The sequence below is a fragment of the Chitinophaga sp. 01L420 genome (assembly GCF_056399985.1).
The window spans coordinates 1-26797 of the sequence record NZ_JBFTSK010000034.1; the positions used below are offsets into that span (position 1 = coordinate 1).

At 43.3% G+C, this 26797-nt stretch carries 20 protein-coding genes and 2 pseudogenes; 16 read left to right on the forward strand and 6 right to left on the reverse strand.

The features are described from left to right. Window positions 1-193 precede the first annotated feature (193 nt). The 10 genes and pseudogenes from AC1DP6_RS25735 to AC1DP6_RS25780 all read left to right on the forward strand — a co-directional run bounded on the left by AC1DP6_RS25735 (window position 194) and on the right by AC1DP6_RS25780 (window position 10887). Window positions 194-4672, forward strand: a complete 4479-nt coding sequence (locus tag AC1DP6_RS25735) for a DUF6443 domain-containing protein (RefSeq protein WP_477057415.1) — start codon at window positions 194-196, stop codon at window positions 4670-4672. Next, entirely contained in the window at window positions 4650-5294 is a 645-nt protein-coding gene (locus AC1DP6_RS25740) for a hypothetical protein (protein WP_477057416.1), read from the forward strand. Before AC1DP6_RS25735 ends, AC1DP6_RS25740 begins: the two co-directional genes overlap by 23 nt. Next, window positions 5295-5636: an RHS repeat domain-containing protein gene (locus AC1DP6_RS25745; protein WP_477057466.1), complete on the forward strand. Its 342-nt coding sequence runs from the start codon at window positions 5295-5297 to the stop codon at window positions 5634-5636. It begins immediately after the preceding gene. 19 nt (window positions 5637-5655) lie between these two features. Then, window positions 5656-5784, forward strand: a pseudogene (locus tag AC1DP6_RS25750) (RHS repeat-associated core domain-containing protein); the annotation flags it as partial. Between the two features lie 9 nt (window positions 5785-5793). Continuing rightward, window positions 5794-6435 carry a M91 family zinc metallopeptidase gene (locus AC1DP6_RS25755; protein WP_477057467.1) on the forward strand — a complete coding sequence of 214 codons (642 nt, stop codon included), beginning with the start codon at window positions 5794-5796 and terminating at the stop codon, window positions 6433-6435. A 40-nt stretch (window positions 6436-6475) separates the two neighbouring features. Beyond that, window positions 6476-7000: a hypothetical protein gene (locus tag AC1DP6_RS25760; RefSeq protein WP_477057417.1), complete on the forward strand. Its 525-nt coding sequence runs from the start codon at window positions 6476-6478 to the stop codon at window positions 6998-7000. A gap of 451 nt (window positions 7001-7451) precedes the next feature. Continuing rightward, window positions 7452-7865, forward strand: coding sequence for a hypothetical protein (locus AC1DP6_RS25765; RefSeq protein WP_477057418.1), 414 nt, complete (start codon window positions 7452-7454; stop codon window positions 7863-7865). 48 nt (window positions 7866-7913) lie between these two features. Next, window positions 7914-8543 (forward strand): hypothetical protein, encoded by a 630-nt coding sequence (locus AC1DP6_RS25770; RefSeq protein ID WP_477057419.1) that lies wholly within the window; start codon window positions 7914-7916, stop codon window positions 8541-8543. Between the two features lie 733 nt (window positions 8544-9276). Further along, window positions 9277-10284 (forward strand): annotated as a pseudogene (locus tag AC1DP6_RS25775) (RHS repeat-associated core domain-containing protein); the annotation flags it as partial. Window positions 10285-10287: 3 nt separating this feature from the next. After that, a complete protein-coding gene (locus AC1DP6_RS25780) occupies window positions 10288-10887 on the forward strand; it encodes a hypothetical protein (protein ID WP_477057420.1) in 600 nt (199 codons plus the stop codon). 867 nt (window positions 10888-11754) lie between these two features. On the opposite strand, the gene AC1DP6_RS25785 is transcribed toward AC1DP6_RS25780, so the two are convergent. The 3 genes from AC1DP6_RS25785 to AC1DP6_RS25795 all read right to left on the reverse strand — a co-directional run bounded on the left by AC1DP6_RS25785 (window position 11755) and on the right by AC1DP6_RS25795 (window position 16921). Then, complete coding sequence (locus AC1DP6_RS25785; RefSeq protein ID WP_477057421.1) at window positions 11755-12516, reverse strand: M90 family metallopeptidase; 762 nt, start codon at window positions 12514-12516, stop codon at window positions 11755-11757. Between the two features lie 27 nt (window positions 12517-12543). Beyond that, on the reverse strand, window positions 12544-14163 hold the full coding sequence (locus AC1DP6_RS25790) for a M28 family metallopeptidase (protein WP_477057422.1): 1620 nt from the start codon (window positions 14161-14163) through the stop codon (window positions 12544-12546). Window positions 14164-14224: 61 nt separating this feature from the next. Next, a complete protein-coding gene (locus tag AC1DP6_RS25795; protein ID WP_477057423.1) occupies window positions 14225-16921 on the reverse strand; it encodes a T9SS type B sorting domain-containing protein in 2697 nt (898 codons plus the stop codon). Between the two features lie 199 nt (window positions 16922-17120). On the opposite strand from AC1DP6_RS25795, the gene AC1DP6_RS25800 reads away from it, so the two are divergent. The 5 genes from AC1DP6_RS25800 (at window position 17121) to rpiA (ending at window position 22784) form a co-directional block, all read left to right on the forward strand. Beyond that, window positions 17121-18044: a dihydrodipicolinate synthase family protein gene (locus AC1DP6_RS25800; protein WP_477057424.1), complete on the forward strand. Its 924-nt coding sequence runs from the start codon at window positions 17121-17123 to the stop codon at window positions 18042-18044. After that, window positions 18041-19630: an aldehyde dehydrogenase (NADP(+)) gene (locus AC1DP6_RS25805; RefSeq protein ID WP_477057425.1), complete on the forward strand. Its 1590-nt coding sequence runs from the start codon at window positions 18041-18043 to the stop codon at window positions 19628-19630. The genes AC1DP6_RS25800 and AC1DP6_RS25805 overlap by 4 nt, the downstream gene beginning before the upstream one ends. Before the next feature lie 12 nt (window positions 19631-19642). Beyond that, window positions 19643-20644: a 4-hydroxyproline epimerase gene (locus AC1DP6_RS25810; RefSeq protein ID WP_477057426.1), complete on the forward strand. Its 1002-nt coding sequence runs from the start codon at window positions 19643-19645 to the stop codon at window positions 20642-20644. A 65-nt stretch (window positions 20645-20709) separates the two neighbouring features. Then, window positions 20710-21954 carry an NAD(P)/FAD-dependent oxidoreductase gene (locus AC1DP6_RS25815; RefSeq protein ID WP_477057427.1) on the forward strand — a complete coding sequence of 415 codons (1245 nt, stop codon included), beginning with the start codon at window positions 20710-20712 and terminating at the stop codon, window positions 21952-21954. A 122-nt stretch (window positions 21955-22076) separates the two neighbouring features. Then, the gene (gene rpiA, locus AC1DP6_RS25820) at window positions 22077-22784 is read left to right on the forward strand and encodes a ribose-5-phosphate isomerase RpiA (protein WP_441576206.1); all 708 of its coding nucleotides are present in this window, start codon (window positions 22077-22079) and stop codon (window positions 22782-22784) included. Here rpiA and AC1DP6_RS25825 read toward each other — a convergent pair. Next, window positions 22750-24033, reverse strand: coding sequence for an MFS transporter (locus tag AC1DP6_RS25825; protein WP_441576207.1), 1284 nt, complete (start codon window positions 24031-24033; stop codon window positions 22750-22752). The genes rpiA and AC1DP6_RS25825 overlap by 35 nt on opposite strands. A 260-nt stretch (window positions 24034-24293) precedes the next feature. Between AC1DP6_RS25825 and AC1DP6_RS25830 the strand changes: the two genes are divergently transcribed. After that, on the forward strand, window positions 24294-24485 hold the full coding sequence (locus AC1DP6_RS25830) for a cold-shock protein (protein WP_079472790.1): 192 nt from the start codon (window positions 24294-24296) through the stop codon (window positions 24483-24485). A 642-nt stretch (window positions 24486-25127) separates the two neighbouring features. Here the strand turns inward: AC1DP6_RS25830 and AC1DP6_RS25835 are convergent. Both AC1DP6_RS25835 and AC1DP6_RS25840 read right to left on the reverse strand, forming a co-directional pair. After that, entirely contained in the window at window positions 25128-25559 is a 432-nt protein-coding gene (locus AC1DP6_RS25835) for a hypothetical protein (protein WP_477057428.1), read from the reverse strand. 197 nt (window positions 25560-25756) lie between these two features. After that, complete coding sequence (locus AC1DP6_RS25840) at window positions 25757-26710, reverse strand: nitrilase family protein (RefSeq protein ID WP_477057429.1); 954 nt, start codon at window positions 26708-26710, stop codon at window positions 25757-25759. Window positions 26711-26797 lie beyond the last annotated feature (87 nt).

The following is a 26797-nucleotide window of genomic DNA, read 5'->3' on the forward strand; positions in this document are numbered from 1 at the left end:
GAGTATGATGGCCTTAACCGGCTGAAAGTGATTAAAGATAAGGATGGTAAAATCCTTAAGCAATATGATTATCAATACCAGGTTCCGATAACCCAATAGTTTTATCCTTTGATAGCATCTCATTATGTTTAAGATCCCTTTTAAAATAAAAAATATCTGTCTGGTATTCCTTGCCAGGTTTTATACCTGGTTTATGAAATCAGTAAACGTCCATTATAAGTTTCTCTTAATAGCAGCGATATTACTTCTAAGTATTCATGGAGTTATAACCGCCCAAACACCGGGAGGAACACAATTACCCGCAGCAACGCCCGTTGCCCTACCTTCGGCTTATAGTGGTACTACCATCAACTATGTTCGTACCTGGGAGCCGGCGATAGCTACAACTGATACCGCTTATGTGGCCGCTGCCGGCAGGTCGGTCGCTGAAGTACGCCAGTCCACACAATACTTTGATGGATTGGGACGGCCTTTGCAAACCGTAGCAAAGGGAATGAGCTTTGGTGGCAATGATATGGTAGCTCCTGTTATATATGATCAGTTTGGGCGGGAGCAAAATAAATATCTGCCTTATGTACCACAGAATGTAAAGGATGGTAAATTCAAGATCAATCCTTTTATTGACCAGAAAAATTTCTATCAGACACAGGTTCCCGGAACTACTGGAGAAAGTGTATACTATAGTCATATCGACTATGAGGCATCCCCTTTGAACCGGGTACTGAAAACCTACGCTCCTGGCAATAGCTGGGCTAAGAACGATCTTACCACGGTTGAACGGGGTGGTAATAAGCCGGTGGAAAATCAATACCTCATAAATATCATGGCGGATTCTGTACGTATCTGGGACTTCCCCGCAAATGCAATTATTCCCACGAGTGCCGCCGGACGCATTTACGCGGCCGGACAGTTGTATAAGAATATAACGATAGATGAAGCCGGAAATCAACAGGTAGAGTATAAGGATAAAGAAGGGAAGGTAGTTCTAAAGAAGATCCAGCTGTCCGCTGCACCTGGTACAGGTCATATAGGCTGGCTATGTACTTATTATGCTTATGATGACCTGGGGAATCTGCGATTTATCATTCCTCCCAAAGCGGTAGAAGCCAGCATCGGTACCTGGGTAGTTAGTCCGGCGATAGCTGCTGAACTGTGCTTTATTTATCGGTATGATGGTCGTAATCGTATGATCATCAAAAAAGTACCCGGCTCAGATTCCACTGAAATGGTATATGATGTGCGCGACAGACTGGCTTTTTCACGGGATGGTAATATGAAAGGCAATAACTGGTTGGTAACTTTCTATGATAACCTGAACCGGCCTACGCTGAATGCATTATATAACGATAATACTACCAGGGATGCGCTGCAAATAGCCATGAATGCTACTACCAGCAATACACAGAACATACCCTATACTTTTCCAGGAACAGCAGACCTGGTATTGGCATCTTATGATGGAATCACGTCCTTATACCAGGCTACGAATAGTATCTCGCTTACTGATGGGTTTGATGCAGGAGCGGGAGCAGAGGTGTCATTTGAAATTAATGCTTCAACAACCAACGGCAACACAACTGTCATCGCTTCTAATCCACTTCCTAATATTCCTGTTAATAAATTAACTCCGCTGGTATATACTTTTTATGGTGATTACAGCTTTGCCGGGAAGAGAAATTATGTTGCCGGCGATATTACGAAACCGCAAGCAGGCAGCAATCCTAATGCAGAAGCGCTGCCAGCAACAGCCAGTACAATTGTCAACGGTCTGGTTACTGGTACAAGAGTGAGAGTACTGGGAACAGATCAATGGCTGACAACAACCTCCTTCTATAACGATAAGGGCCGTCAGATACAAACGATATCGGACAATATTAGTGGTGGGGTTGATGTCACTACTAATTTGTATGACTTCAATGGTAAGCTGCTGAGTTTCTATTTAAGACATAAGAATCAGCGTAGCGGCACTATTCCACAAGCGACTATGCTTACGATGTTGTCTTATGATGCCGGCGGACGTTTGATCAACGTCAAAAAAAGATTAAATGATGATGCAGGTTTGGAGAAAATGGTAGCCGCAAACGAATATGATGAACTGGGACGACTGAAGAAAAAGCGTTTAGGCATAAATGGTACTGCATCACCGTTGGAGACATTGAACTATGAATATAATATACGTGGTTGGTTGAAAGGAATTAATAAAGATTTTGTAGCTACTCCAAACAGCCAGACTAACTGGTTTGGACAGGAGCTAAGTTATAATTATGGCTTTTCAACTGCTCAATACAACGGCAATATTGCCGGTACTACCTGGAAAAGTGGTGGCGATGGCGTACAAAGGGCTTATGGTTATTCTTACGATAAAGTCAATCGCCTTACTTCCGCGGATTTTAATCAGCTAAGTGGCAACAATTGGGGGAATACATCAACGAATTTCTCCGTAAGTGGACTATCCTATGATGCGAATGGAAATATCCTCTTCATGAACCAGAAAGGCATGAACGGTACCCAACCACAAATGATAGACAGCTTGAAGTACGGTTACACCGCTGCCAGTAACAAGCTATCCTTTGTAACAGACAGACGTAATAACATCCAAAGCCAGTTAGGGGACTTTAAGGAAATTAATAATAATGAAGCGATAGATTATACCTATGATGCCAACGGTAATCTCACCCGGGATGCCAATAAGAACATCGCGGCTATTCGTTATAATTATCTGAATCTTCCGGATAGCATTGCCATTACTGGCAAAGGAGTGATTAAGTATCAGTACGATGCCAGCGGTAATAAACAACGCAAGATAGTTACAGATAATACTGGTACCATTGCAAAGGTGACAACCACTGATTATATCAATGGATTTGTTTATGAGAATGACACGTTACAGTTTTTAGCGCATGAAGAAGGCCGTATTCGTGCTGTTTTAAAGACAGGGCAACCGGTGGCATATAAGTATGATTATTTTGTAAAAGATCACCTGGGAGATATACGGATGGTGTTAACGGAACAATCTGATGCGGGTGTGTATGCGGCCACAATGGAAACAGCCCAGGCGCCTGTTGAAAATGCCTTGTTCAGTAATCTTGATAACACCCGTATTCCAAAACCTGTCGGCTACCCGACAGATGCTACTACTTCTCCTAATGACAACGTAGCCAGGCTGAACGCCACCAATGGACAGAAAATTGGTCCGTCTTTGGTGCTGAGAGTGATGGCTGGTGATACCTTGCAGATTGGCAGCAAGGCATTTTATAAAAGCACCGCTGCCAGCACACCAGCTACCACTACTACAGATATGTTGGCAGCCCTGCTGCAGGCATTCGGCGGTGGAGGGATCAGAGATGGTGCGCATGCCGCCACCGGCCCTGGTTCTCCGCTGGCGGTGACATTTAATAACTCGGCATATGACAATTTGAAAGAGAAGGATCCGTCGCAAAACCTGTCGGATAAACCTAAATCGTATCTTAACTATGCACTGTTTGATGACCAGTTTGTGATGGTTAATGAGAATAGTGGCGTAAAGCAGGTGCAAGGAACGCCGGATGTATTACAGACCCTGGCTACTGACAAAATGGTGATTAAAAAGACAGGATTTATCTATATTTATACGAGTAATGAAAGTGCACAGGATGTTTTCTTTGATAATCTGGTGGTGTCACATAGTAGTGGACCGTTGTTGGAGGAGACGCATTATTATCCGTTTGGGCTGACGATGAGTGGGATATCATCGAATGCTTTAAAAGGATCTAATTATCCGGAGAATAGGATGAAGTATAATGGAAAGGAGTTGCAGAGTAAAGAGTTCGGAGATGGCTCAGGGTTGGAGTTATATGACTATGGAGCCAGAATGCAGGATCCGCAAATCGGAAGATGGAGTACACAGGATAGATTTGCGAATGTATATGTTTCACTAAGTCCATATCAATATGCAGCAAATAATCCTGTGAAGCTGATTGATGAAGCTGGAAAATTATTAAAAGATAAGGAAGGAAACATTATTGCAACATCCACAGGTAATGTTATCAGCAGAAATTCATTTGCCACTGTTGGAGGGACGGAATATAACTACAAGTCATCGTTTGAGGTAGTTACTATATATACAGACAAAGGAACTCCTATCAATGCGTTGCGCGAAATTAGCTCGGAGGTTTATAAGAATGATGGAAAAGGAGGAGCAGTTAAGGTTACGAACTCTGATAATCCGATAAGCACGTGTTCCAATTGCCATGGTTATTCATTTGCGGGAGGAAAGTTGGTAATTGAAGATGTAACAACTGGAAGTAAGGTAATTAATACAATACTCGCTGATGATGGATATGTTGTAGACGGCATAAATGGGCAAACAGTAGGAGATGCAGAAGCAACAGGGTTTATTGAGGCGAATGAAAGTATGTCTAATATTTTTCATAGTGCAGTAGCAAATGGTGATGGATCGTGGTCTGCTGATCAGGGGATTTTTAAAGTAGAGGATGGGGCATCAAAATCAGGTGCAGCTAGTCCTGCTGCAAAAAACTCTTTTGTTAGAACAAGAAATTTCAAACATAGTGATCCAGACAAAGGAAAGGCAAATGGAATAAAGATAGTAGATGCTAAAAGCATTAAAGAATTACTGGAACAATTGAAACTACCTCAAAAAAAAGCACTAGATGGAACTGATTACAATGACTAAAAAATTCTTTTGTATAGTGTCTGGCTTCCTATGTGTATGCCTATTATTATCTGAAAATACATTCGCCCAGGTGAAATGTATTTCTGTAGATAAGGTGGCGTGTCGACATTATGCAGATCAAATAGATGGATATAAGCTAGTAATATCTGTGAATTTGGGAGATACTAGTATAAAAACACCAACAGATTTTTATGATCTCGATGCAGTTCTCAAGCTTTCAGATAGCATAAAACTCGTCATTGTTGAAAAGCTTTTGAAGTTTAAAGGAGATACTTCATTGTGCTGTAGAAAGGTTAATAAATTTTTCAATGAGGGGATAGAACGAACATGCATAGGAAAACCTAAGACGCAATATTATAATATGCAAATTGATGCTTTGTATATGATTAATAAGATAGTTCATCCAGAGGGCATCAGCATGTATTCATGTTTTCCTGTAGTAATAGACTGGAAAAGTAAAAAAGAGATCAATAATTGTACGGATTTTATTATTGATTATTATAGTGTTTACGAGAAATGCCTGAAGACAGCCCGTAAAACCGGTCGTATTCAAGACTCTTTTCACTTTAATACAAAAAAATACGCTTGGTACGGAGCGATTGAGGAAACGGTATCGAATTAGCTGGAGGAGACGCATTATTATCCGTTTGGGCTGACGATGGCGGGGATTAGTTCCAATGCGTTGAAGGGGACTAATTATCCGGAGAATAGGTTGAAGTATAATGGGAAAGAGTTGCAGAGTAAGGAGTTTGGAGATGGGAGTGGGTTAGAGTGGTGTGATTATGGTGCTAGGATGTATGATGCGCAGATAGGACGATGGCATGTTGTAGACCCGTTATCCGAAAAAATGAGAAGACATTCACCGTGCAATTATGCTTTTGATAATCCAATAAGATTTGTAGATGTAGATGGAATGATTCCCGGCGTTTTTTTACTATTAAAGGAAATAAAATTGGTACTGTGATGGGAGTGGGTTAGAGTGGTACGACTATGGGGCAAGGATGTATGATGCGCAGATAGGGAGATGGCACGTACAAGACCCCATGGCATTTAAATATTCCAGTGTATCAGTTTATAATTATGCGGCCAATAACCCTATTATGCTAATTGATCCAAATGGGATGGAAGTGGAATGGAAAAGAGGAGAGAATGTTAGCAAAAAAGATTTGCGTGAAGCAAAAAAATTAGCTAGACAGGCAAGTAGAGAATCAAGTGCTTTCAAGAAGATGTATGGTGATTTGAAAAAGTCTGATAAAATGCACACAATAACTGTTACTAGAAAGGAGGCGAATGAGGACGGAAGTTCTAATAGTAAAACAGAAGCGAAAGGAGGAAATACTAATCTCACAGAGAGCGGAGATGGCACTAATGTCACGTTTGATTTAAATGACAGAAAGTGGGATTTACAAGACCAATCAGAATCAACTCAACAAACATTAGTTCTTGGACATGAATTAGGACATGCATGGGAAATTGACAATGGATTAGTTAAGGCAGCTCCCAAATATGACTATAGTGGTAAGATAGATGCAACTGGCAGACAAATATTCGAAATCAAATTTAAAGCATGGAGGCAGACGGTTGAAACCTCTGCTACTCATTTGGAAAATATTATAAGAACACAAATCCTGGGCCCTAATCATCTTCGTGAATTCTTTCAATCTCCTGATGTTCCAAGAAGGTGGCCAACAGTTAAACCTGGATTTGATTATAATAATGTTTCACCAGATTATTTTGATTTGTTGAAGAAGCGGCTACAATAATTCTACAGATCTGTAATGTTATAGATATAAAAATAAAATTATGCCTTCATTTCTTATAGCATCCTTAATATGGATACTATCTTCGGTTGATTATAAAAATGAGGATACCTGTAAGTTGCAGCGAACTCAAATTGTTGAGCCATTTGCTGATATTAATTATTATGCTGATTACTATGATAAATTTAAAAGTGATAGTACCAGTGATTACCAACTAATTTGTATTGCAGTACCAGATGATGATACATATGGTTCTGTAGTATATATGCGTATGATTGATGGTGTTTGTACTACTGAAACGGGTAACTATCTTACTATCAAGAAGGAGTTTCATCGTAAAAATTATACGGATTTACTTGATAAACTAAATGGTATTGAGAAGGGAGGATATATTTGTATGTGTGACCTGTATTCTATTCGGCRTCGATACAATATCTGTATCATTAAGAAGAAGGGGTGTATTCTGTTTCAATATGAAGGTATAAATAAATACATTACAGAGCTCAGTCAGAGTCAATCTTTGGAAATTAAAAATGTAATAAGTTTGCTGAGAGAGATAAAGCAGTAAGAATGAGTTGGAGGAGACGTATTATTATCCGTTTGGCCTGATGACGGCGGGATCAATTCAAACGCTCTCAAAGGGAGCAATTATGGAGAGAATAGGTTGAAGTATAAATTATGAATGACAAAATTAAGAGTAGTATTTTTTTGCTTTTTCTTATTATTTACCTTTCTGGGTGTTACTCATTGAAGCAGTCTGCAAGGGACATTCAGCGTGAATATCATTCGAGAAATGATAAACACATTAAATTAGTGCTTACAGGAAATCGATTCGCTTATATTGATGAAAGAAAAAATGGTGATTTGGCTACCCTCTGCTGCGATACTGTTGCTATAGGTCATTTTAAAATTGACAAAAGCGGAAAGTTATATTCTGAAAAATGGAATTCAGTCGGGAGATGTAATTAATGTAACCGTAGACAAAAACGCACAAGCGCAAGTGCTTTTACCATAAGTTTATGCCTTGTAATTTAACAATAACTGGAAAAGACTTCGATATTTCTTCTTTTTTAAGTACGAACAGGTTGCGGACTGTAAAGAAAAGGATTAAGGGCGAGCCTCGTTCTCCGTTGAGACCAAATGGAGAAAAGTTCCCCTATTCTTTTCTAACTATAGAAACTAGTAAAGCAGATTTCAATGATTTAAATGTGCAGGTAAAGGATACTGTCAGGTATTTAAAAAGGCATCGTGACCAGCTTTTGCATGTCAAAAAAACGAAAGGGATCGATCAAATCAGTTTGGATTTTGGCATTGAGTTCTCAAATGGGCAATTTTCTCAGCATATATTTATGCCCGTTGAGCTGGTCATTCTAGCGGCCGAATTAGGCATCAGCATTCAAGTCTCAATTTATGGAAACAATTTTGGCCGCTAACTATGATGAGAGAAGCAATTGCAGGCCAATTATTATATTGCAAATAATATGAGAGTCTTTTTAATAGCTGCGATTATAATTTCATTTTCAGAACCTGGAAGCGGTCAAACGCTAAAGAAGGAACCCATTACGAAGAGTGATAGGATGAAAGGTATTTTCCTTAAGTTCAACTATTCGGATAAAGATGGCTATGGTGGTGTTAGTCTAATGCTTAAAAGGGATAGTACTTTTTCTTATGGTATAAATACTTGTGCAACTCATGAAATAAGTGAGGGTAAATGGAAAATGTCCAAAGATCTATTAATCTTGGAAAGTACATTTCAAATGGATAATATTCCTGCAGAAATAAGTTATGGAGAAAATAGGAAGTTTGTTGATAGTTCTGTTATTGCTGTTGTAGAGAATGTCAAGCATGAACTTTTGATGGAAGCCTTTGTGTTAGTTAACAATGATACTATAAAATGTCTCCCGATGGTTGGAATGTGTAATGGCTTGTTTGAAAAGATAGAAAGAGTGAAAATTGTTTTTGAGAATGGTATGTCGTCAGCATGGATTCCAGTTAAGGTTAATGAACGGAAAATAGCTCTTACTATATTGACTGATGTTTCTATTAGAAATTATATTGTTATGAACAAACGAAAGTTTAAGCTTGATGGCAACTATTTAAGACAGCAGTGAGCACGATTATATCACTGTGGAAGGGCATTGTCAGTAAGAAGTATAAGATTGATAGTAAGTTGAAAGACAATATGATGGTGCTATATTGGAGTAAAAATATTAGAACTTAGTAAGGCAAAGGGAAGTAATAATTATATTTCAAATGTTGTTGTAGATGTTGATCAGAATGGAAAATTTAAAAGACAATAATGACCAAGCACAGGAATAGATTAATTACTCTGTTGCTAATAATTTTAATCACTGATAGTGCATGTAATTATAAATTATTAGTGAATAAGAAACAGGTTATCAATATAAATACCGGTTATTTGATGTTTTATAATAACCAGAAAATATTTTTTCCGGTTAAACACATCGAAGAGAATAATTTCTTTAGGAGTGAAAATAGCCTAAGAGGGTATGTCGTTTCTTTTGATAAAGAAGAACAACTACTTCATGATATCGGAGAAAAAATATGTTATTGATTATGAGACTACTTATTATGGGAAGACTGTTTTTGTAAGAGACATGGTTGTTATTATTCCTGTTACGATAAGGTCAGTTCCTTCTGAATTTAAAAGTAAGATAGGTAGTGCCTTGCTTACTTTTAAATATATTGATAGGCTAAGGAGACTTAAATACTATAGTACAAATAATGAGAATGTTTGGTCAGTTTATCCGATTTTAAGCAAAGATCAGGAACAAGCGGCTCACTACTATGACTAAATAGAGAGACGGCTACTATTACCCGTTTGGATTGACCATGGCAGGGATTAGTTCCAGRGCGTTGAAAGGTGCGGGTTATGCAGAAAATAAGGCGAAGTATAATGGGAAGGAGTTGCAGAGTAAGGAGTTTGGAGATGGATCAGGGCTGGAGCTATACGACTATGGTGCGAGGATGTATGATGCACAGATAGGTAGATGGCATAAAACGGATAATAAGGCTGAATTGTATTTTGCTACATCCCCTTATGTGTATGCACTGAATCAACCCACACAAGCTGTAGATCCGGATGGTAATCTTGTCATTTTTGTAAATGGTAATCACTTTAGTTGGTCAGCACCTGGAGCAAGTTATTGGAGAACCTCGGAAACAATATATAAACTTAATAGACAGCCTACACAATGGTATGACAATGGGGATGGTACTCATGCTGTAACTACGTACCAAAATTTTGACGAACAAGTAATGACACAATTAGGTGATGGTAGTTCCAGGTATTATGACGGTTCAATTGGTGGCTTTCACCCTATAGCTGATGATAGAAGGCCTTCAGCGACTGCAGCGGGCAGGGAATTCTACGGATATAAATATGGTAAAGCAGATGCAAAGGAAATCATAGATAATCTTGCTAGAGATCCGAACGGTAATATAGTGGAAACAATTAAAATTATAACTCATAGTATGGGAGGGGCGTTCGGTAAAGGGTTGGTAAAAGCGCTAAAAGAATATATAAAGGAAAATCACCTTGAATATCAAGTGAAAATAACGTTGGTTGCAGACTTTGATCCTTACCAAGCAGATGAAATAAAAGCTGATCCAAATATTAAGACAAAGCAATATAAGCATTCAGGTAATTGGAATATTTTAGGAATGGGGTGGTTGGCAAATGGGGATGAGCAGGGATTAGATCCCAAAAAGGATATTATAACCAATTCAGGTATAAGCACCGACCATTCAATTTTTACATTTTTTAATGATATAAAGAACCTGGCAGAAGGAACCTACAAATGGGACGGTAAAAACTGGGCGAAACAATAAATTATGAAAACAAAGCAAGTGATATTTATTATTCTTTTATTTTTTGTAGGACTTGTATTTTGGTACTATAAATATATCAATGGATGGATGGTATTTCGTAAAAATACTGATACACCAGAGGAATACTTAAACAATACAACAAGTAGTAGGAATTTTTATCTTAAGGATAGTGCTGAAATAATAAATCGACTAAGGGAACTTTTATTAAAGCATGAAGATTTTTTTCATAGTACCGCCTATTATGATTCTACAGAATTAGTAATTGACACTATTATTTATAGTCCCAATTTTAAAAAATTGGCATTTATTGTTATTACCAAAAATCCAACAAATAGACAGTTGATGCCTGATAAACGGTATAGCTGGTATTATGATGCTACTTGTTATTTGGGAATTCGGCAAAGAGATGTACTTTCTTTAAATTGGATGGGGCCTATTTTTACTAATTCCTACAGTCAACAAGAAATATCCAATAATATTAGGGAAGCATGTTTTAAAACATTTATTACTGATGACTCATTGTATAGGTATAACTTGAACGATATCCGATTTTGGGATTCTCCGATTTGGAAAAAGAACTTCGGAAATAAGTTGATTGAGTGAGGAGCCTTATCATTATCTTTTTGGGTAAACGATGGTGAGGATAAGTGGCAGTGCGTTGAAGAGAGCGAATTATGCGCAGAATAAGATGATGTATAATGGGAAAGAGTTACAGGATAGGGAAATTGGAGATGGAAGTGATCTGGAGTTATGGTGCCATGATGGAAGATCCGCCTCACGGAGTTACTAATGCTCCATCTAAATAAATTGTTTGATTTATGACAAAGAATGCTGCATAAGGATATTCGTATCTGCTGGCCTTTTTATATGTTGGATTAGGTACATTGTCAGTATTGTCAATGTATCCAGATAATTTATTTTATGGCGAATGGGTAATGTGGGTATTATTATTTACACTCTCTGTCAACTTTATCAGTTGGACATTTTATATTCAGATCCAAGCCAGCAGGTCGTTGTAGTATTTGTTCAAATTGTTATTTTTATTTTAGTAGGATGGCTTCTTTTTAAGTTTTTATTTAAAAAGTATATCAAAATACATAAAGAATAGATATAAAAAGCCGCAAGATTTGTGGCTTTTTATATCTATTTCAATTTGTAGGAGTAATGAAAGCAGGTGGTATCGAATAGTAGTTTCCTGTAAATAGACTGGCGACCTTTTTTGCACTGTTTTTGGGAATCTTTAGTCTGGCCGCATTTACACCAATAATTATAAGGTATAGATTTGGATTTACCATTGAAGGTAAAGGCCTGGATGTAGTAATACCTTATTGCTTATTCCTAATGGTGCTATTTATAATATTGAACAGGAGCTTTTTTAGGAAAGTAATCGAAAAGAATGCAACTGTTTGAAAATTTGCCCGTTATATTCCCCAGGCGCCAGCAACCTCTTTGCTGACGCCTGGAAAAAAATCATCCCACCTTTCCCACCGGGTCCTGCCTGAACATCCGCGCCAGCATTTCATACAACTCCGGATGTTTCTCCGCCAGTAAATCCGGCCGCTCAAAGAAATACTCTGATATCACCGCAAAAAACTCTGCTTCATTCATCGCGGCATAGGGATTAATATCTGTATGCCCTTCTGAAATCTGCTGTATCGTTTGGTGCACCAGTTTCATCCACGGAATACTGTAGCTATGATCCAGCAATTTGGTGGGGAAGCCATCAATGGAACCATCGGTTTTATCCAACAGGTGCACAAATTCATGAATGGCGGTATTGTTTTTATCGGTGGTGTTGGAGAACCCTTCCCGGAGGGCGGAGCGGGAGAGGATCATTTGTCCGTTTAACGCGCCGCTGCCTACCATGCCGAGAATGTTACGGCGATTACCTTCGTACTGATAGGTTTCATCAAAAGTATCGGGGTAGAGGATTACGTTAGTAAGATTGAAATATTCCCAGTCTTTGAATCCGAAGATGGGAATGATGGCGCTGGCGGCCACGAGTACGCGGTCCAACGGTTCCACTTCGGTACCTACGCCTTCTATACTTGTTCTTTTGAGGAAGCGTTGTACCATGGATTCGAACCGCGTTTTATCCGCGGGGGTAAGTTGTTGGTAGTAGCGTACATGCTCTTCCAGGAGCGACTGGTACCCTTCCGGTACGGCTGTTTTTCTTCCTTTCCTGCGACTGTACATATTGACAAAGTACAGTGACAGGATCAATCCGATCATTATCAATCCGAATAAAACCATGGCTATTTATTTTCTGTATGCTTTAAACTCTGATCCTTTTTTCCATGCGGGGAAATTGCTTTCGTTGCTGAGGTGGTAGCCTACGTCAAACAACAGGCGGATATCTTCTACCATACCATCCATTATCCAGGTGGCCGGATCAAATTCATCAGCGGGGGAGTGGTAACGTAAACGATTGTACGAAGCTGTTTGTTCTTTTCCCCAGCCAGCTTCGTGGCCAATGGCATCTGTGCCTGGTCCGATGTATAATCCGGGTACGCCTTTCTTGGCGAAGTTGAAATGGTCGGAACGGAAAAACCAGCCTCCTTCCGGATTGGATTCCGGGATGGTGATACGGCCTTGTTTACGGGCTGCACGCAGGGCGTAGTCGTCGAGTTCAGATTGACCGTAGCCGATCACAGTAATATCTTTAGTGCGACCAAAAGTATTCAGTACATCCAGGTTAATATCAGCTACTATCTTCTCCATCTTAAAGGTAGGATGGGCAGCATAATACTCTGATCCCAACAGGCCCTGTTCTTCTCCGGTAACAGAAAGGAACAGTACGGAGCGTTCTGGCTTTTGTGGCAGGCGGGTGAATGCGGTGGCCAGTTCCAGCAGGCCGGCCGTGCCGGTGGCATTGTCTACTGCGCCGTTATAGATAGAATCTCCTTTAACGGGCTCGCCTATACCAAAATGATCCCAGTGGGCGGAATATACAACACATTCCTGCGGGCGTTTGGCACCCGGTAAAACCGCCAGCACATTATGGGAGGTAGATTTTTTTATGGTATTATTAATATCGAGAGATGTTTGTAAATGGAGATCTACCGGCTTGAAACCTTTTGTCCTGGCCTTTTGCATGATATCTGGTGATATACCGGCCAGTTGGAATATTTTTTTGGCGGCATCCTGTGTGATCCATCCTTCGAGGGCGGTGCGGTGTTGGTTGTTATCTGCTGTTTGTAAATACAACTTTGAGTTAGACCATCCACTGCGTACTACTTTCCAGGGATAGCTGGCGGCGGCGGTTTCATGAATGATGATAACGCCGGTAGCGCCCTGTCGTGCGGCTTCTTCAAATTTATAGGTCCAGCGGCCGTAATAAGTCATGGTGCGACCTTTGAACAGGGTGCTGTCTGCAAAGCCGGGGTCGTTGATGAGTACAATCACGGTTTTCCCTTTTACATCCAGTCCTTTATAGTCGTTCCAGTTGTATTCCGGTGCTACAATGCCGTAGCCTGCAAATACCAGTGCGGAGTTGCGGATGCTCACCTGGTCCTGTACACGGCGGGTGGCGGCTACAAAGTCTTCCAGGTACTGCAGGGATACTTCTCCGCCACTTCCCTTGATCACCAGGTTGCTGGCAGGTTTGGAGCTGATAGATACCATCGGTACTTCCTGGAAATAGCTGTTGCCGTTGCCGGGTTGCAATCCCAGTTGTTTAAACTGGGCGGCCAGGTATTGAATGGTGCTATCTTCGCCCCGGGTAAAAGGTTTACGGCCTTCAAAGACGTCGGAGGCCAGTACTTTGATGTGCTGTGCAAAACTGCCGGCATTGATGGCTTTGATGGCAGTGGAGTCTTGTGCTTTTGCGTAGCTGCCCAGAAAAGTGGCAGCCATGGCTAATATAATGGGTACTTTCAATGTATGCGCGGTTTATTCAGGGCAAAAATTAGGGGACTTCCCTTACAATTCCAAAAATGGGTTACCGGAGGAGTACAGTGGTGCCTTTGCGGAATACCCGCTTACCGCTGACTTTCTCTGTGTATTCCAGCATCCATACATAGGTGCCCACATCGGCAGTTTTTCCATTGACGGTGCCGTCCCATTTACGCCGCCAGTCAGTGGTTTCAAACAGCAGATTGCCCACCCGGTTATAAATGGCAAAATGAAGATCCACCGCTTTGTACGCATTCAACGGATAGAGATAATCGTTTTGTCCATCGTTGTTGGGAGAAAACGCAGTAGGCACATCTATATAACAACTGGATACAGCAGTAATATAATGATTGGCGGTATCCAGGCAGTTCGCATCGTTTTTAACAATCAGCCGGATCAGGTATTGTTGTTCTTTTTGTGTAGGATAATACTGCATGCGGATGGGAGTGGCGCCGTTAGTGCGGGCGCCGTTGCCATAGTCCCAGATCCAGGAGTTTATTTTACCAAGACTTTTATTCTGCGGTAATACCAGGTCCAGCGGGCAATAAGGGCCCGGATCCACATCGAACAATGCAGTGACTTCACTTCTGAGAAGCGTGTCTTTACTTTTTGTATCGGAACATACACCATTTGAAACGGTGAGCTGCAGATGCTTCATGCCCAGTGAGGTATATACTTTCACCGGATTTTGTGTCGTAAAGGAGTCGCCGTCATCGAAGGTCCATTTCCACTGATTCACCTGGTTTTTACCATTATGCTGTAAATGCAAGGTGGTAATACGGCAGTTCTGCTCAACAGCATAGCCAAACGAGGCATTAACGGTATCGGCTGCACGAAAAGTAGTTTGTTGATTAGGCGCGGAGGGCTGCCAGCACTCCGTCTGCAAAGTATTACCATCGGTTCCGTTCCGGAGGGTGATGACGTAATCACCTGCATTTTGAATGGCTGCTGATAGCTGTAGTTCCACGGTGTCGGCCAGATTATTACTATTGCAGATCCCCGTTGCCTTTACAATCGTTACCGGCCTGGGGCCACTGATGGTAAAGTCGCTGCCATCAGGTGCTATGGAGCTGCAGCGTACCGGGACGGAGACACCTATTTTTATACTCACGGGGGTACAGGTAGCCGGGGCGGTACCACGTATCAATGCACTTGGTTGGGGAGCAATCGTAAAAGGTTGCTGAGCGCCTGCGGGCGTTTCCTGCCAGCATTCACTTAGTAGTGTGTTCCCGTCTTTTCCGGCTTTCAGTTGTACCAGGTAATTACCATCTTTTAGTATCCGGTCTTTTAATTGCAGGGTAACCGTTTTGGTTAGTCCGTTTGCATCGCACACAGTAACGGCTTTGCTGATCACGATGGGCACAGGTCCGGTGATGGTGAAGTCGCTACCATCGTCTGCTACAGAACTGCAACGGATCGACTCATTAAATACCAGTTGTATTTCGTTGGGCGCGCAGGGTGGGGGTGTAACAGGGGGCAGTGGCACATAGGGCTGCGGAGGTATGTTAAATGTGGCTTCCTGTCCCACTGGTGTTTGTATATGGCATTCGCTTTCAATTGTATTGCCATCAGGTCCTTTTACCAGCGTCACTTTATAGTTCCCTGCTGTCAGTATTCTTTTATCCAGTTTTAGTGTGATGATGGTAGTCAGCCCATCACTGCTGCAATTGCCGGCGGCACTGGTAATCTTTACGCCTGGAGGGCCGCTCAGCACAAAGTCTTTTCCATCCGGAGAAATTGATGCGCACCGGATCGGCGCATTAAATGCCAGTTGCAGCTGATCTGGTGCGCAGGGCAGCGTTTTAATATTACCCATCGCCACCGGAAAGGTCTGTACTACCGTAAAGGTAGCACGCTCTCCTACGGGAAGCTGGTTGCCGCAGGCATCCAGGAACGTATTGTTATCGGCACCATTTTTTGATACCAGGGAATGCGTCCCAACCGGGAGCATTTTATCTAATTGTACCAGCAACGAATCCGTATCAAAACCATTCGTGCAGCCAACACCGGTTACGCCGGTGATGTTTATGCCTGGCGTTGTAAGGGAAAACTCACTTCCATTTGTGGAGATACTGCTGCATTGCACCCTTTTGCTGAGTTTAATTCCTACTGAATAGGGGCCGCAATTATAGGCCGACTGCTGCAGGTGAGGTATGGTTGGATCTGTGATCACGGCGGTGCCGCCGCCAAAGGCGAGTTCATAACCGCTTTGCGTATCGGAAAAATGACTGATCAGCAACAGGTATTGGTGGCCTTGCTGCAGTACCGCCATCTTGCTGAATAATGGTTGACCATAGCCTCCACAAACAGCAATGTTGGTTCCTGCAGCAGATGCGCCGGTAAGACCAAATTCTCCGGACCAGTTCATCGTTACAAAAAGACTCCCATCTGTATAAACGTCATTCGGATTGCGGCCGGTAATATCGAATATCTGCCAGTCGTAGTCTTCAGCCAGTATAAGCGGGGTAATCGTAAATCCGAGCGTACCAGTTTGATAACAGGTAAATTTATACCAGAAAGGGTTTTTATCAGAGTGATTAAAATCTCCGGGGGTGTTACAAACAGGGCCGGGTATAATTGTCGTGCCACAAATGGGTACAGAGAGTTGTTTGAATACCTGGGTGCCACATACCGGAAAAGCAGAGGAAGGTGTTTGACCAATCTGGTCACAAGACTGTGTCCTGGCCATTTGGGCAAAGGATAACAACATCAGGAGATAAGCAAAAAATCGCACAAAATACATGGGTATAGCAATTACGCAGGAATTGGCATAAATTAAGAAAAAAAATCGAGACCTACAGGGAAGAATCTATGCAGATATTTTTTCTATATAGCTAAAAATGCCTTTTTTTTGGTTAAAATCTGCGTATAATTGATTAATTACAGTGGCGTGCTATCGCAGGCCTCCCGCTATTTTTGTTGGCATAAAAAAAGATAGGAAAATGGCACAAGTTAACTGGCAAGGCGTATTTCCCGCATTGCTCACCCCTTTCACCGCCGACGATCATATTGATTATGAGATGTTCGACAAAAACCTGCAGGCGCAGGTAGATGCAGGCGTTAATGGTATTATTCTGGGCGGCTCACTGGGAGAAGCCAGCAGTTTACAGAATGAAGAGAAGTATGCATTGGTAAAACATGCGATTGCTTTTCTGGGTGGTAAAATACCCGTCATTATGAATATTGCAGAGCAAACTACCACTGCTGCTATTGCCTGTGCTCAGGCTGCTGAAGATGCCGGCGCTGCTGGTCTGATGCTGTTGCCTCCTATGCGCTATAAAGCAGATGATGCCGAAACAGTAGCCTATTTCCTTGCCGTGGCCAGCAGTACTCCACTGCCTATTATGATCTACAATAATCCGATAGATTATAAGATTATGGTGACCCTGGATATGTTTGATCAGTTGTCGAAAGTGCCTAATATTCAGGCTGTGAAGGAGTCTACCCGCGATACTACTAACGTTATCCGGATGATCAATCGTTTCGGTGACCGTTTCAGTGTACTCTGCGGCGTAGATACGCTGGCGTTAGAGAGCATCGTCCTGGGAGCCCATGGCTGGGTAGCTGGTCTGGTGGATGCTTTCCCGCGTGAAACAGTAGCTATCTACCGCCTCGCTAAAGCGGGCCGTATTGCAGAAGCACTCGCTATTTACCGCTGGTTCATGCCTTTGCTGGAACTCGATATCGATCCCAAACTGGTACAGTATATTAAAATGGCCGCTACGGCTACCGGTATTGGCAACACAAACTTACGCGCACCACGCCTGTTGCCTCAGGGAGCAGAAAAAGCACATGCGGAAAAAGTAATTGCTGACGCATTGGCTACCCGCCCCGTGTTACCGGAATATTTAAATCTCCCTGCATGATTACAGGAAAAAATATAATAGGCTTCGCTACTTCCGGAGAAGGGAATGAGGTACTTCGTGCGTACGATCCCGTTAGTAATGCTGCTTTGCCTGAAACATTTGCTGTAGCCACTGCTGCAGAAGTAAATCAGGCCGTGGATAAAGCTATCACCGCTTTCATGGAATACCGCCTTTCTTCTCCGGAAGACAGAGCGGTTTTCCTGGAAACCATTGCGAACGAAATACTGGCGCTGGGAGATCTGTTGCTGGAAAGAGCAGTAGCGGAATCAGGCCTGCCGTTGCCCCGCATCACAGGAGAAAGGATGCGCACCGTTTCCCAGCTGCGGCTTTTTGCCAATATATTACGCGAAGGCTCCTGGGTAGAGGCTGTGATAGATCCGGCACAACCTGACCGTACACCACTACCACGGGCGGATATACGAAAAATGCTGGTGCCGCTGGGACCTGTATTGGTATTCCCGGCCAGCAATTTTCCACTTGCCTTTTCCACTGCCGGCGGCGATACCGCATCTGCGCTGGCAGCAGGTAATCCGGTAATTGTAAAAGCACATGAATCGCACCCGGGCACCAATGAACTGGTGGCTATTGCTATTCAAAAAGCCGCGCAGACATGTGGTATGCCGGATGGTGTATTTTCAAGTCTTACCGGCGCCGGACCGGCACTGGGACAACAACTGGTAAAACATCACGGTATAAAAGCCATCGGATTTACCGGTTCGTTTAAAGCCGGTACTGCTATCTTTGATGCCGTTACACAAAGACCGGAACCTATTCCGGTATATGCAGAAATGGGCAGCATCAATCCTGTATTGTTGCTGCCGGCCAAACTGGCTACAGCAGCAGAAAGCGTAGCTAAACAATATGCGCAGTCCATCACCCTGGGCACCGGGCAGTTTTGTACCAACCCTGGTTTGTTGATTGCACTGGCGGGCGATGCCACCACACAATTTGCTGCGGCATTACAACAGGAGCTGTCAGCTATCCACGCCGGCACCATGCTCAATCCCGGTATCTGTTATCATTATTATGAAAACAGGGACCAGCTATCGCGCAGAAAAGGAGTAGAAACTCTTTTTGCGGGCAACCTGGAATCTGCCGCTACCAAAGGTTCACCGGCATTATACCGCGTGAATGCAAAAAACTTTATCGCCAACACAGAGCTGCAGCAGGAAGTATTTGGACCGGCTGCTTTACTGGTGGTATGTGATGATGACGCGGAACTACAAACCGTATTAACACAATTACACGGACAATTAACTGGTACGGTGATGGGAGAAGCAGCAGACCTGCAACGCTTTTCCCCTGCTATTGCCCTGTTGGCAGAAAAAGTAGGCCGCATCATTTTGAATAATGTGCCTACAGGAGTGGAACCAGGTTATGCCATGCACCATGGCGGACCATTTCCGGCCACCACGGATATACGAAGTACATCTGTAGGGGCTTCGGCTATTGTACGTTTTGCAAGGCCTTTATGCTACCAGGACTGGCCGGCAGCGTTGCTCCCGGCAGCATTGAGAGATGAAAACCCTTTAGGTATCTGGCGCCGGCTGGATGGTCAGCTGACACGAGATGCTGTCAGAAAATAATTTTGAACGTGTATGTCTACTAAAACTTTTTTTTGCATAGATGCCCATACCTGCGGTAACCCGGTAAGACTGGTTGCCGGAGGCGGGCCTATCCTCCGGGGGAATAATATGATGGAGAAACGCCTGCACTTTTTGCAGGAGTTCGACTGGATCCGCAAAGGCCTCATGTTTGAACCCCGCGGGCATGATATGATGAGTGGCAGTATCCTGTATCCGCCTTCCGATGAAGCCAACGACATCGGGGTATTGTATATCGAAACCAGCGGCTGTTTGCCTATGTGCGGTCATGGTACCATCGGTACAGTGACTATTGCCATTGAGCAGGGATTGATTACCCCCAAGGTGCCAGGCAAATTACGCCTGGAAACTCCGGCGGGACTGGTGCTGGTGGACTATGTACAGGAAGGGAAGAAGGTGAAATCAGTAAAGCTGACGAATGTAAAATCTTTCCTGGCAGCAGAAAACCTGGAAGTCAACTGCCCGGATCTGGGTACTCTACACGTGGATGTAGCCTATGGAGGTAACTTCTACGCCATCGTTGATCCGCAGGAGCATTTCTCCGGCCTGGAAAATTATACCGCTGATAAGTTGATTTCCTGGAGCCGTGAGCTACGGAAAAGACTAAACGAAGAATATACTTTTGTACATCCGGAAAATGAGCACATCAAAGGGTTGAGTCATCTGTTGTGGACCGGTGCCACCATCCGCCCGGAAGCCACCGCCCGCAACGCGGTGTTTTACGGTGATAAAGCCATTGACCGCTCTCCCTGCGGCACGGGTACCTCTGCGAGAATGGCGCAATGGTATGCAAAGGGAAAACTGCGTAAAGGGGATCACTTCATTCACGAAAGTATTATCGGCTCCCAATTTACCGGTACCATCGAAGAAGAAACCACAGTAGCCGGCAAACCCGCTATCGTTCCTGGCATTGAAGGCTGGGCCATGGTAACTGGTTATAACACTATTATCCTGGATGATGATGATCCGTATGTACACGGTTTTCAGGTCCTATAGAATTATTATCGGGAACAATGATCCCAATGGACGCAAGGCTCCCGTGATCAAATCATTTTAAGTATATGAAAGCAATCGTCATCGGCGGTGGTATTATTGGTCTTTGCAGCGCTTATTACCTGCAGGAAAGCGGCTGGGAAGTAACTGTCATCGATAAGGGAGATTTCAGCAACAACTGTTCCTATGGCAACATGGGCATGATAGTGCCGAGTCACTTTGTGCCACTGGCAGCACCAGGTATTATATCACAGGGTATCCGCTGGATGTTCAACAGTAAGAGCCCTTTTTATGTAAAGCCTGCCCTGAATAAGCAATTGATCAGCTGGGGATTAAAGTTCATGAAAAGTGCCAACGCACAGCATGTTGCAGCATCGGCGCTGCCACTGCGGGATATTAATCTCTTCAGTCGCTCCCTGTATACCGATCTGGCTCAAAAGGAAGCCTTTCATTTTGGCCTCGAACGCAAGGGGATCATCATGTATTATAAAACGTCTGCCGTAGCGGAAGAAGAAGCGCATCTTGCCAAACAGGCCAATGACATGGGATTGGATGCAGTAGTGCTGGATAAAGCAGGCCTGCAGGCATTGGAGCCACAAGTGCAGATGGATGTGCTGGGAGGCGTACATTACCGCTGTGATGGACACCTGTATCCCAATGACCTGATGCGGCAACTGATCGCATACCTGCAGCAACAACAGGTGCAATTTCTCCCTGATAAAGAAGTAACAGGTATAAAAACCAATGGACAGAAAGTAACTGCTGTAGTGACAGGGACCGAAACGCATGCTGCTGATATGTTTGTACTGGCTACCGGCTCCTGGACGCCGGCCGTGGCGCGTTTGGCGGGTGCTTCCGTGCCTATGATGCCAGGTAAAGGATACTCCGTTACGCTGGAATCCCCGGCAGTGAATTTAAATATTCCTGCCATTCTGTGTGAAGCCCGGGTGGCATTAACACCTATGGGAAACAGATTACGTTATGGCGGTACAATGGAAGTGGCGCCCGTAAACGAAACGGTGAATATGAACCGCGTTGCCGGTATCGTAGACTCCATACAACGTTACTTTACCAATCTCCCGGTAAACATGCCTGATAAAACAGCCGTATGGAGTGGATGCAGGCCCTGTTCCCCGGATGGATTGCCTTATATCGGTTATGTACCGCAGTTCAGCAACCTGCTGTTTGGTGGCGGACATGCCATGATGGGTCTTAGTCTGGGGCCCGCTACCGGTAAGCTGTTAGCCGAACTGGCCAACAACGGTAAAACAAGTATTGATATCACAGCTTTTTCTCCGGCGAGATACCGGTAAGCTGTTAGCCATTAGCTTTTAGCTTTTAGCAAAATGCAGCGAAGAACATAAATGTTCCTCTTCGCTGCATTTTGCTAAAAGCTAAAAGCTAATGGCTAACAGCTATTTATTATATTTGGTCTATGCAAGGAACAACAGATATCGGGAAAAAAGCTGCCGGAGAAAAAGCGGCGGAATATATTAAATCAGGTATGACCGTTGGATTGGGTACCGGCAGTACTGCCTACTATACTATTCTCCGTATAGGCGAATTAGTTAGGGCAGGCCTGGAAATTAAAGCGGTAGCTACTTCTGCGCAATCAGAACAACTGGCGAGAGAACAGGAGATCCCTCTGGTTGATTTTGATAAAGTGGAAAGAATAGATATAGATATTGATGGGGCAGATGAAGCAGACGCGCAGTTGCAGTTAATCAAAGGGGGAGGAGGGGCATTGCTCCGTGAAAAAATTATTGCGGCGGCCTCAAAAGAAATGCTGGTGGTGATAGATGAGCACAAGCTGGTAAAACACCTGGGCAAATTTCCTTTGCCGGTAGAAGTAGCCACCTTTGGCTGGGAACTTACCTTCAAACAACTGGTGGCACTGGGTGCCCGTCCTGTACTGCGGTTAAAAGATAATAACCGCTTTGTAACGGACAACGGCAATTATATCCTGGATTGCCATTATCAGAAAATTCATAATGCGCCGGCGTTGCATACGCAACTCAACAATATCCCTGGCGTAGTAGAAAACGGTTTATTTCTCGACTACGCCAGCAGATTGATCATCGGTAACCAGGATGGTAGTGTCAGGGAGATCACACATCCTTATCCAGCAAAGACGTCTTTTTAGTATCGCGTGAGCTGAGGTACACCAGCAGTGAGATAAAAATACAAATGGTCACGTACCAGTAATACATCGGCTCATGCCCTGTCTTTTTAAAATACAGGGCAATAGGTTCTGCAGTACCACCAAAGATAGCTACTGTAAGGGCATAGGGGAAACCCACTCCCAATGCCCGTATTTCAGCCGGGAACATCTCTGCTTTTACCACCGCATTAATAGAGGTATAGCCACTCACAATCACCAATGCGAGGAGAATGAGCCAGAAGGCTGTCCATTCTGAACTGGTGTTACTGATAGCGGTGAGAATGGGTACAGTAAGCAGGGTGCCCAGTACTCCGAAACCTACCAGGAGGGGCTTACGGCCGTATATGTCTGAAATCCAGCCAAATAAGGGCTGCAAACAGGCAAAGATCAGCATCAGGAAGAACGTAATGGTAGTAGCATGTTCAATACTCAGATGCACCGTATTCACGAGGAACTTCTGCATATAGGTAGTGTAGGTATAAAAGGCGAGCGTACCACCCATGGTAAGTCCTACCACCGTCAGCACAGCTCTGGGATGCTGCCGGAACAACAACTTCAGTGAGCCTTTCTCCTTTTCATTTTTTATTTTTTCGAAAGAAGTAGATTCCTGCATATGCCTGCGCAGGTAAAGCGCAAAAAAGGCCAGTGCAGCGCCAATGATAAATGGAATGCGCCAACCCCATTCATGTAGTTGGGCCGGCGTTAAAAACAGCTTCTGTAGCAGCATTTGTACGCCCAGCGCAATGAGTTGCCCGCCAATCAGCGTAACATACTGAAAACTGGAATAAAAGCCCCGCAGCTCTTTGGTAGCCACTTCGCTCAGGTAGGTGGCAGAGGTACCATATTCCCCTCCTACACTTAGTCCCTGTAATAGCCTGGCCAGCAGGAGCAATGCCGGTGCGGCTAAACCGATACTATTGTAGGAGGGTGTAAATGCAATGAGTAAAGAACCCAGCGACATCAGTAATACCGATAAAGTCATAGAGGCTTTACGTCCTTGTTTATCGGCTATGCGGCCAAACATCCAGCCTCCTATGGGCCGCATCAGAAAACCTACGGCAAAAATGGCGGCTGTATTGAGCAGCTGAGCCGTATAACTACCCTTTGGGAAAAAAACAGGCGCAAAGTAGAGAGAAAAAGTCGCGTAAATGTACCAGTCGTACCATTCTACCAGGTTACCGGCTGATCCGGTTAATATGGCTTTTATTCGCCATGCGTCAGGATGTTTCATATATAATGCGAAAATATATTTTAATCTGGAATTATGGGCCAATGCCCCCGTCCAGCGCAAGAAAATCTTTTAAAAAAATTAGGGTTGTATTCGGGAAATCACCTATCTTCGTATCGCTTCTTTAAGATAATGTATTTCAATTCTGTTGGTAGATCACCTCTCACATTCAGCTTTTTCTTACACTTTTTCTTGTAGTCGCCCAGGTAGCCGCCTGCAGTAATAAATGGCGAGAACACGTTCACAATTAAATATTAAATATAATGCAAACAGGTGTAGTAAAATTTTTTAATGAAGCTAAAGGTTTTGGATTCATTAAAATCGAAGGTTCCGGACAAGAAATTTTTGTTCACGTATCTGGTATCAAAGAAAGCATCGGCGAAAATGACCGCGTAGTATTTGACGTGGAAGAAGGCAGAAAAGGCCCGAATGCTGTTAACGTAAGACTGGCATAATTTATTTTATAATAGTTTTGTTATAAACCGCGCTGGCTATGCCAGGGCGGTTTTTTTTATGCATTGCTTTTAAGGAAAAATGCTACAGATCTAAGCCTGCATCACGGCTACTTAGAAGGACTTTTATCTTCTTTGTCTCTAAATACGCTTGTAGGATATAAATGAATGAAGAACCCCCATCATTATAGCCAGCATTGCCTGCAAAAGTGCATAGTCATTATGTCGGCACTGACGAGGCTATGCTTAGCACCTGCTGTGTACCTATAGAAGCACTGTAGTTGAGGTGGACTTGATGTGGACTTGATGTGGGGATAAGGTGGACTTGATGCGGGGATGACTACCGGATAAGAAGACGGATGGAGGTCGGAAAACGGCCATAGCAGTGCTGCTATAGCAGGCTGTAGCTGTGGAAGGAGATATACTATTGAAAGAAAGCAGGTATAAACGGGGTATTTATCTAAAACTAACGGGATGAGCGTTGAATATATTCAAAGATAGTTCGATGGGATTTGAGAATGGCAAACGTAAGTGTATTGGCATTTAGAGAATATTGAAAAAAGATATTCGCCAGGTTGAAAACCTGATACAAAAAAACGCTTCATTTCTGAAGCGTTTTTTGTATTTGTAAACGTAAAAAACGGATTATTTTTTCATCCTGACGGTGTGCGTTACTTTTGTGCCGGGCGTTACTTCCACTTCATTGGATAACCTCAGTTCGCTGTTGTTCAACGTTTCAATGTGACATATTTCCAATCCCTGGGTGAAGGCCTTGTCCTCAGCGTAGGTTAAGGTACTGCCATCCAGCTTGTAAAAAAGGTAATCCCTGTCCACAGTGGTAGTGCTGCTGCCATAATAAACAGTATCAGAAGCGGTAAACCGTTCGTATTCTCCATGAGTGTACGTTTCTGTTTCTGCAGGCTGACTTTGCCCATTGGTGGATACTACCGTTTCAACATAGTTCCATTTACCAACAATAGCTGCTTTGTAATTGTCACTTTCTTTGTCTTTTTTCTTGCAGGCAGTAAAGAGCAAGGTCAGGGCAGCCGCAGCTGTCAAAAATTTTATTTTTGTCATGGGTCTGAATGATGATTAATAAACAATGCCGGCTAACAGTAGGAAATATAGTGCTGTGGGTAGCAGACACTGCAAATATATTTTCATCATTTATATATCATTCACTTATTTTAAGGGTTAAATAATAAGATCCGCTGTAGTGGCGGATCTTATTATTTATTAGATAATTTTATAAATTATCAAGTGCTCATTTCAGGCTATTTTTCTTCCTGTAACCACACCACTTTTTGCACAGATGCATGTGGTGCTGCAATTACAGCGCCGTACAAATCAGGTCTGCGGGCCAAACGATACCGGTAACCACCAGCCTCCTTCAGCTTATCTCGTGTAAGCGTTGCCGTTACTACATCATCGCCCAGTTTTCGGCATTCCGCCACCACGTCGCCAAATGGGTCCAGGATCATGGAACAACCATTCTTTAACTGGTCATCATCCATACCAATAGGATTGGAGAATACCGCATAAACGCCATTGTCGTATGCACGCGCCGGCAACCACTTCATCAGCCAGGACCGTCCTTTCATACCGTCAAATTCCAGCCGCAGGGAAGTCGGATCCTTCTCCCGGTTTTCCCATAACTTCGGATCCACAAAACCTGCGCCCGGCCGGGTAGACGGCGTACACATCGTTACGTGTGGCATGAAAATGATTTCTGCACCCAGCAAAGCCGTGGCACGAACATTTTCTACGATATTATTATCATAACAGATCAGCATACCACATTTCCATCCCAACAGATCAAATACGATATACTCATTTCCTGGTGTCAGATAAGGATTGATAAACGGATGCAGCTTCCGGTATTTTGCCACTAACCCGTTTTTGTCTACACATACATATGCCTTGAATAAATTATCGTCGGCATCTTTTTCAAATAATCCCGCCAGCACCGCAATATTATTTTCTGCCGCAATGTCTTGTAAAGCCTTGATAGAAGGGCTATCGGGGATAAATTCAGAGAGTTCCAGCATTTGCTCTCTGGATAAATGCCGGGCAAAAGTATAGCCAGTTACAGCACATTCGTGAAAGGCGACAGCATGGGCGCCATCGGCCGCTGCCTGTGCAGATAATTTGCGGATAACACCCAGATTATACGCTTTGTCATTGCTCCTGTTTTCAAATTGAGCCGTTGCTATTTTTATGGTTTCCATCTCATTAATATTTTGTTGGCAAAAACTAAAACGAATATACACCCCATTTAGTTATGTGCAATATTGACGCTGTTTTCGCAGCTTTTC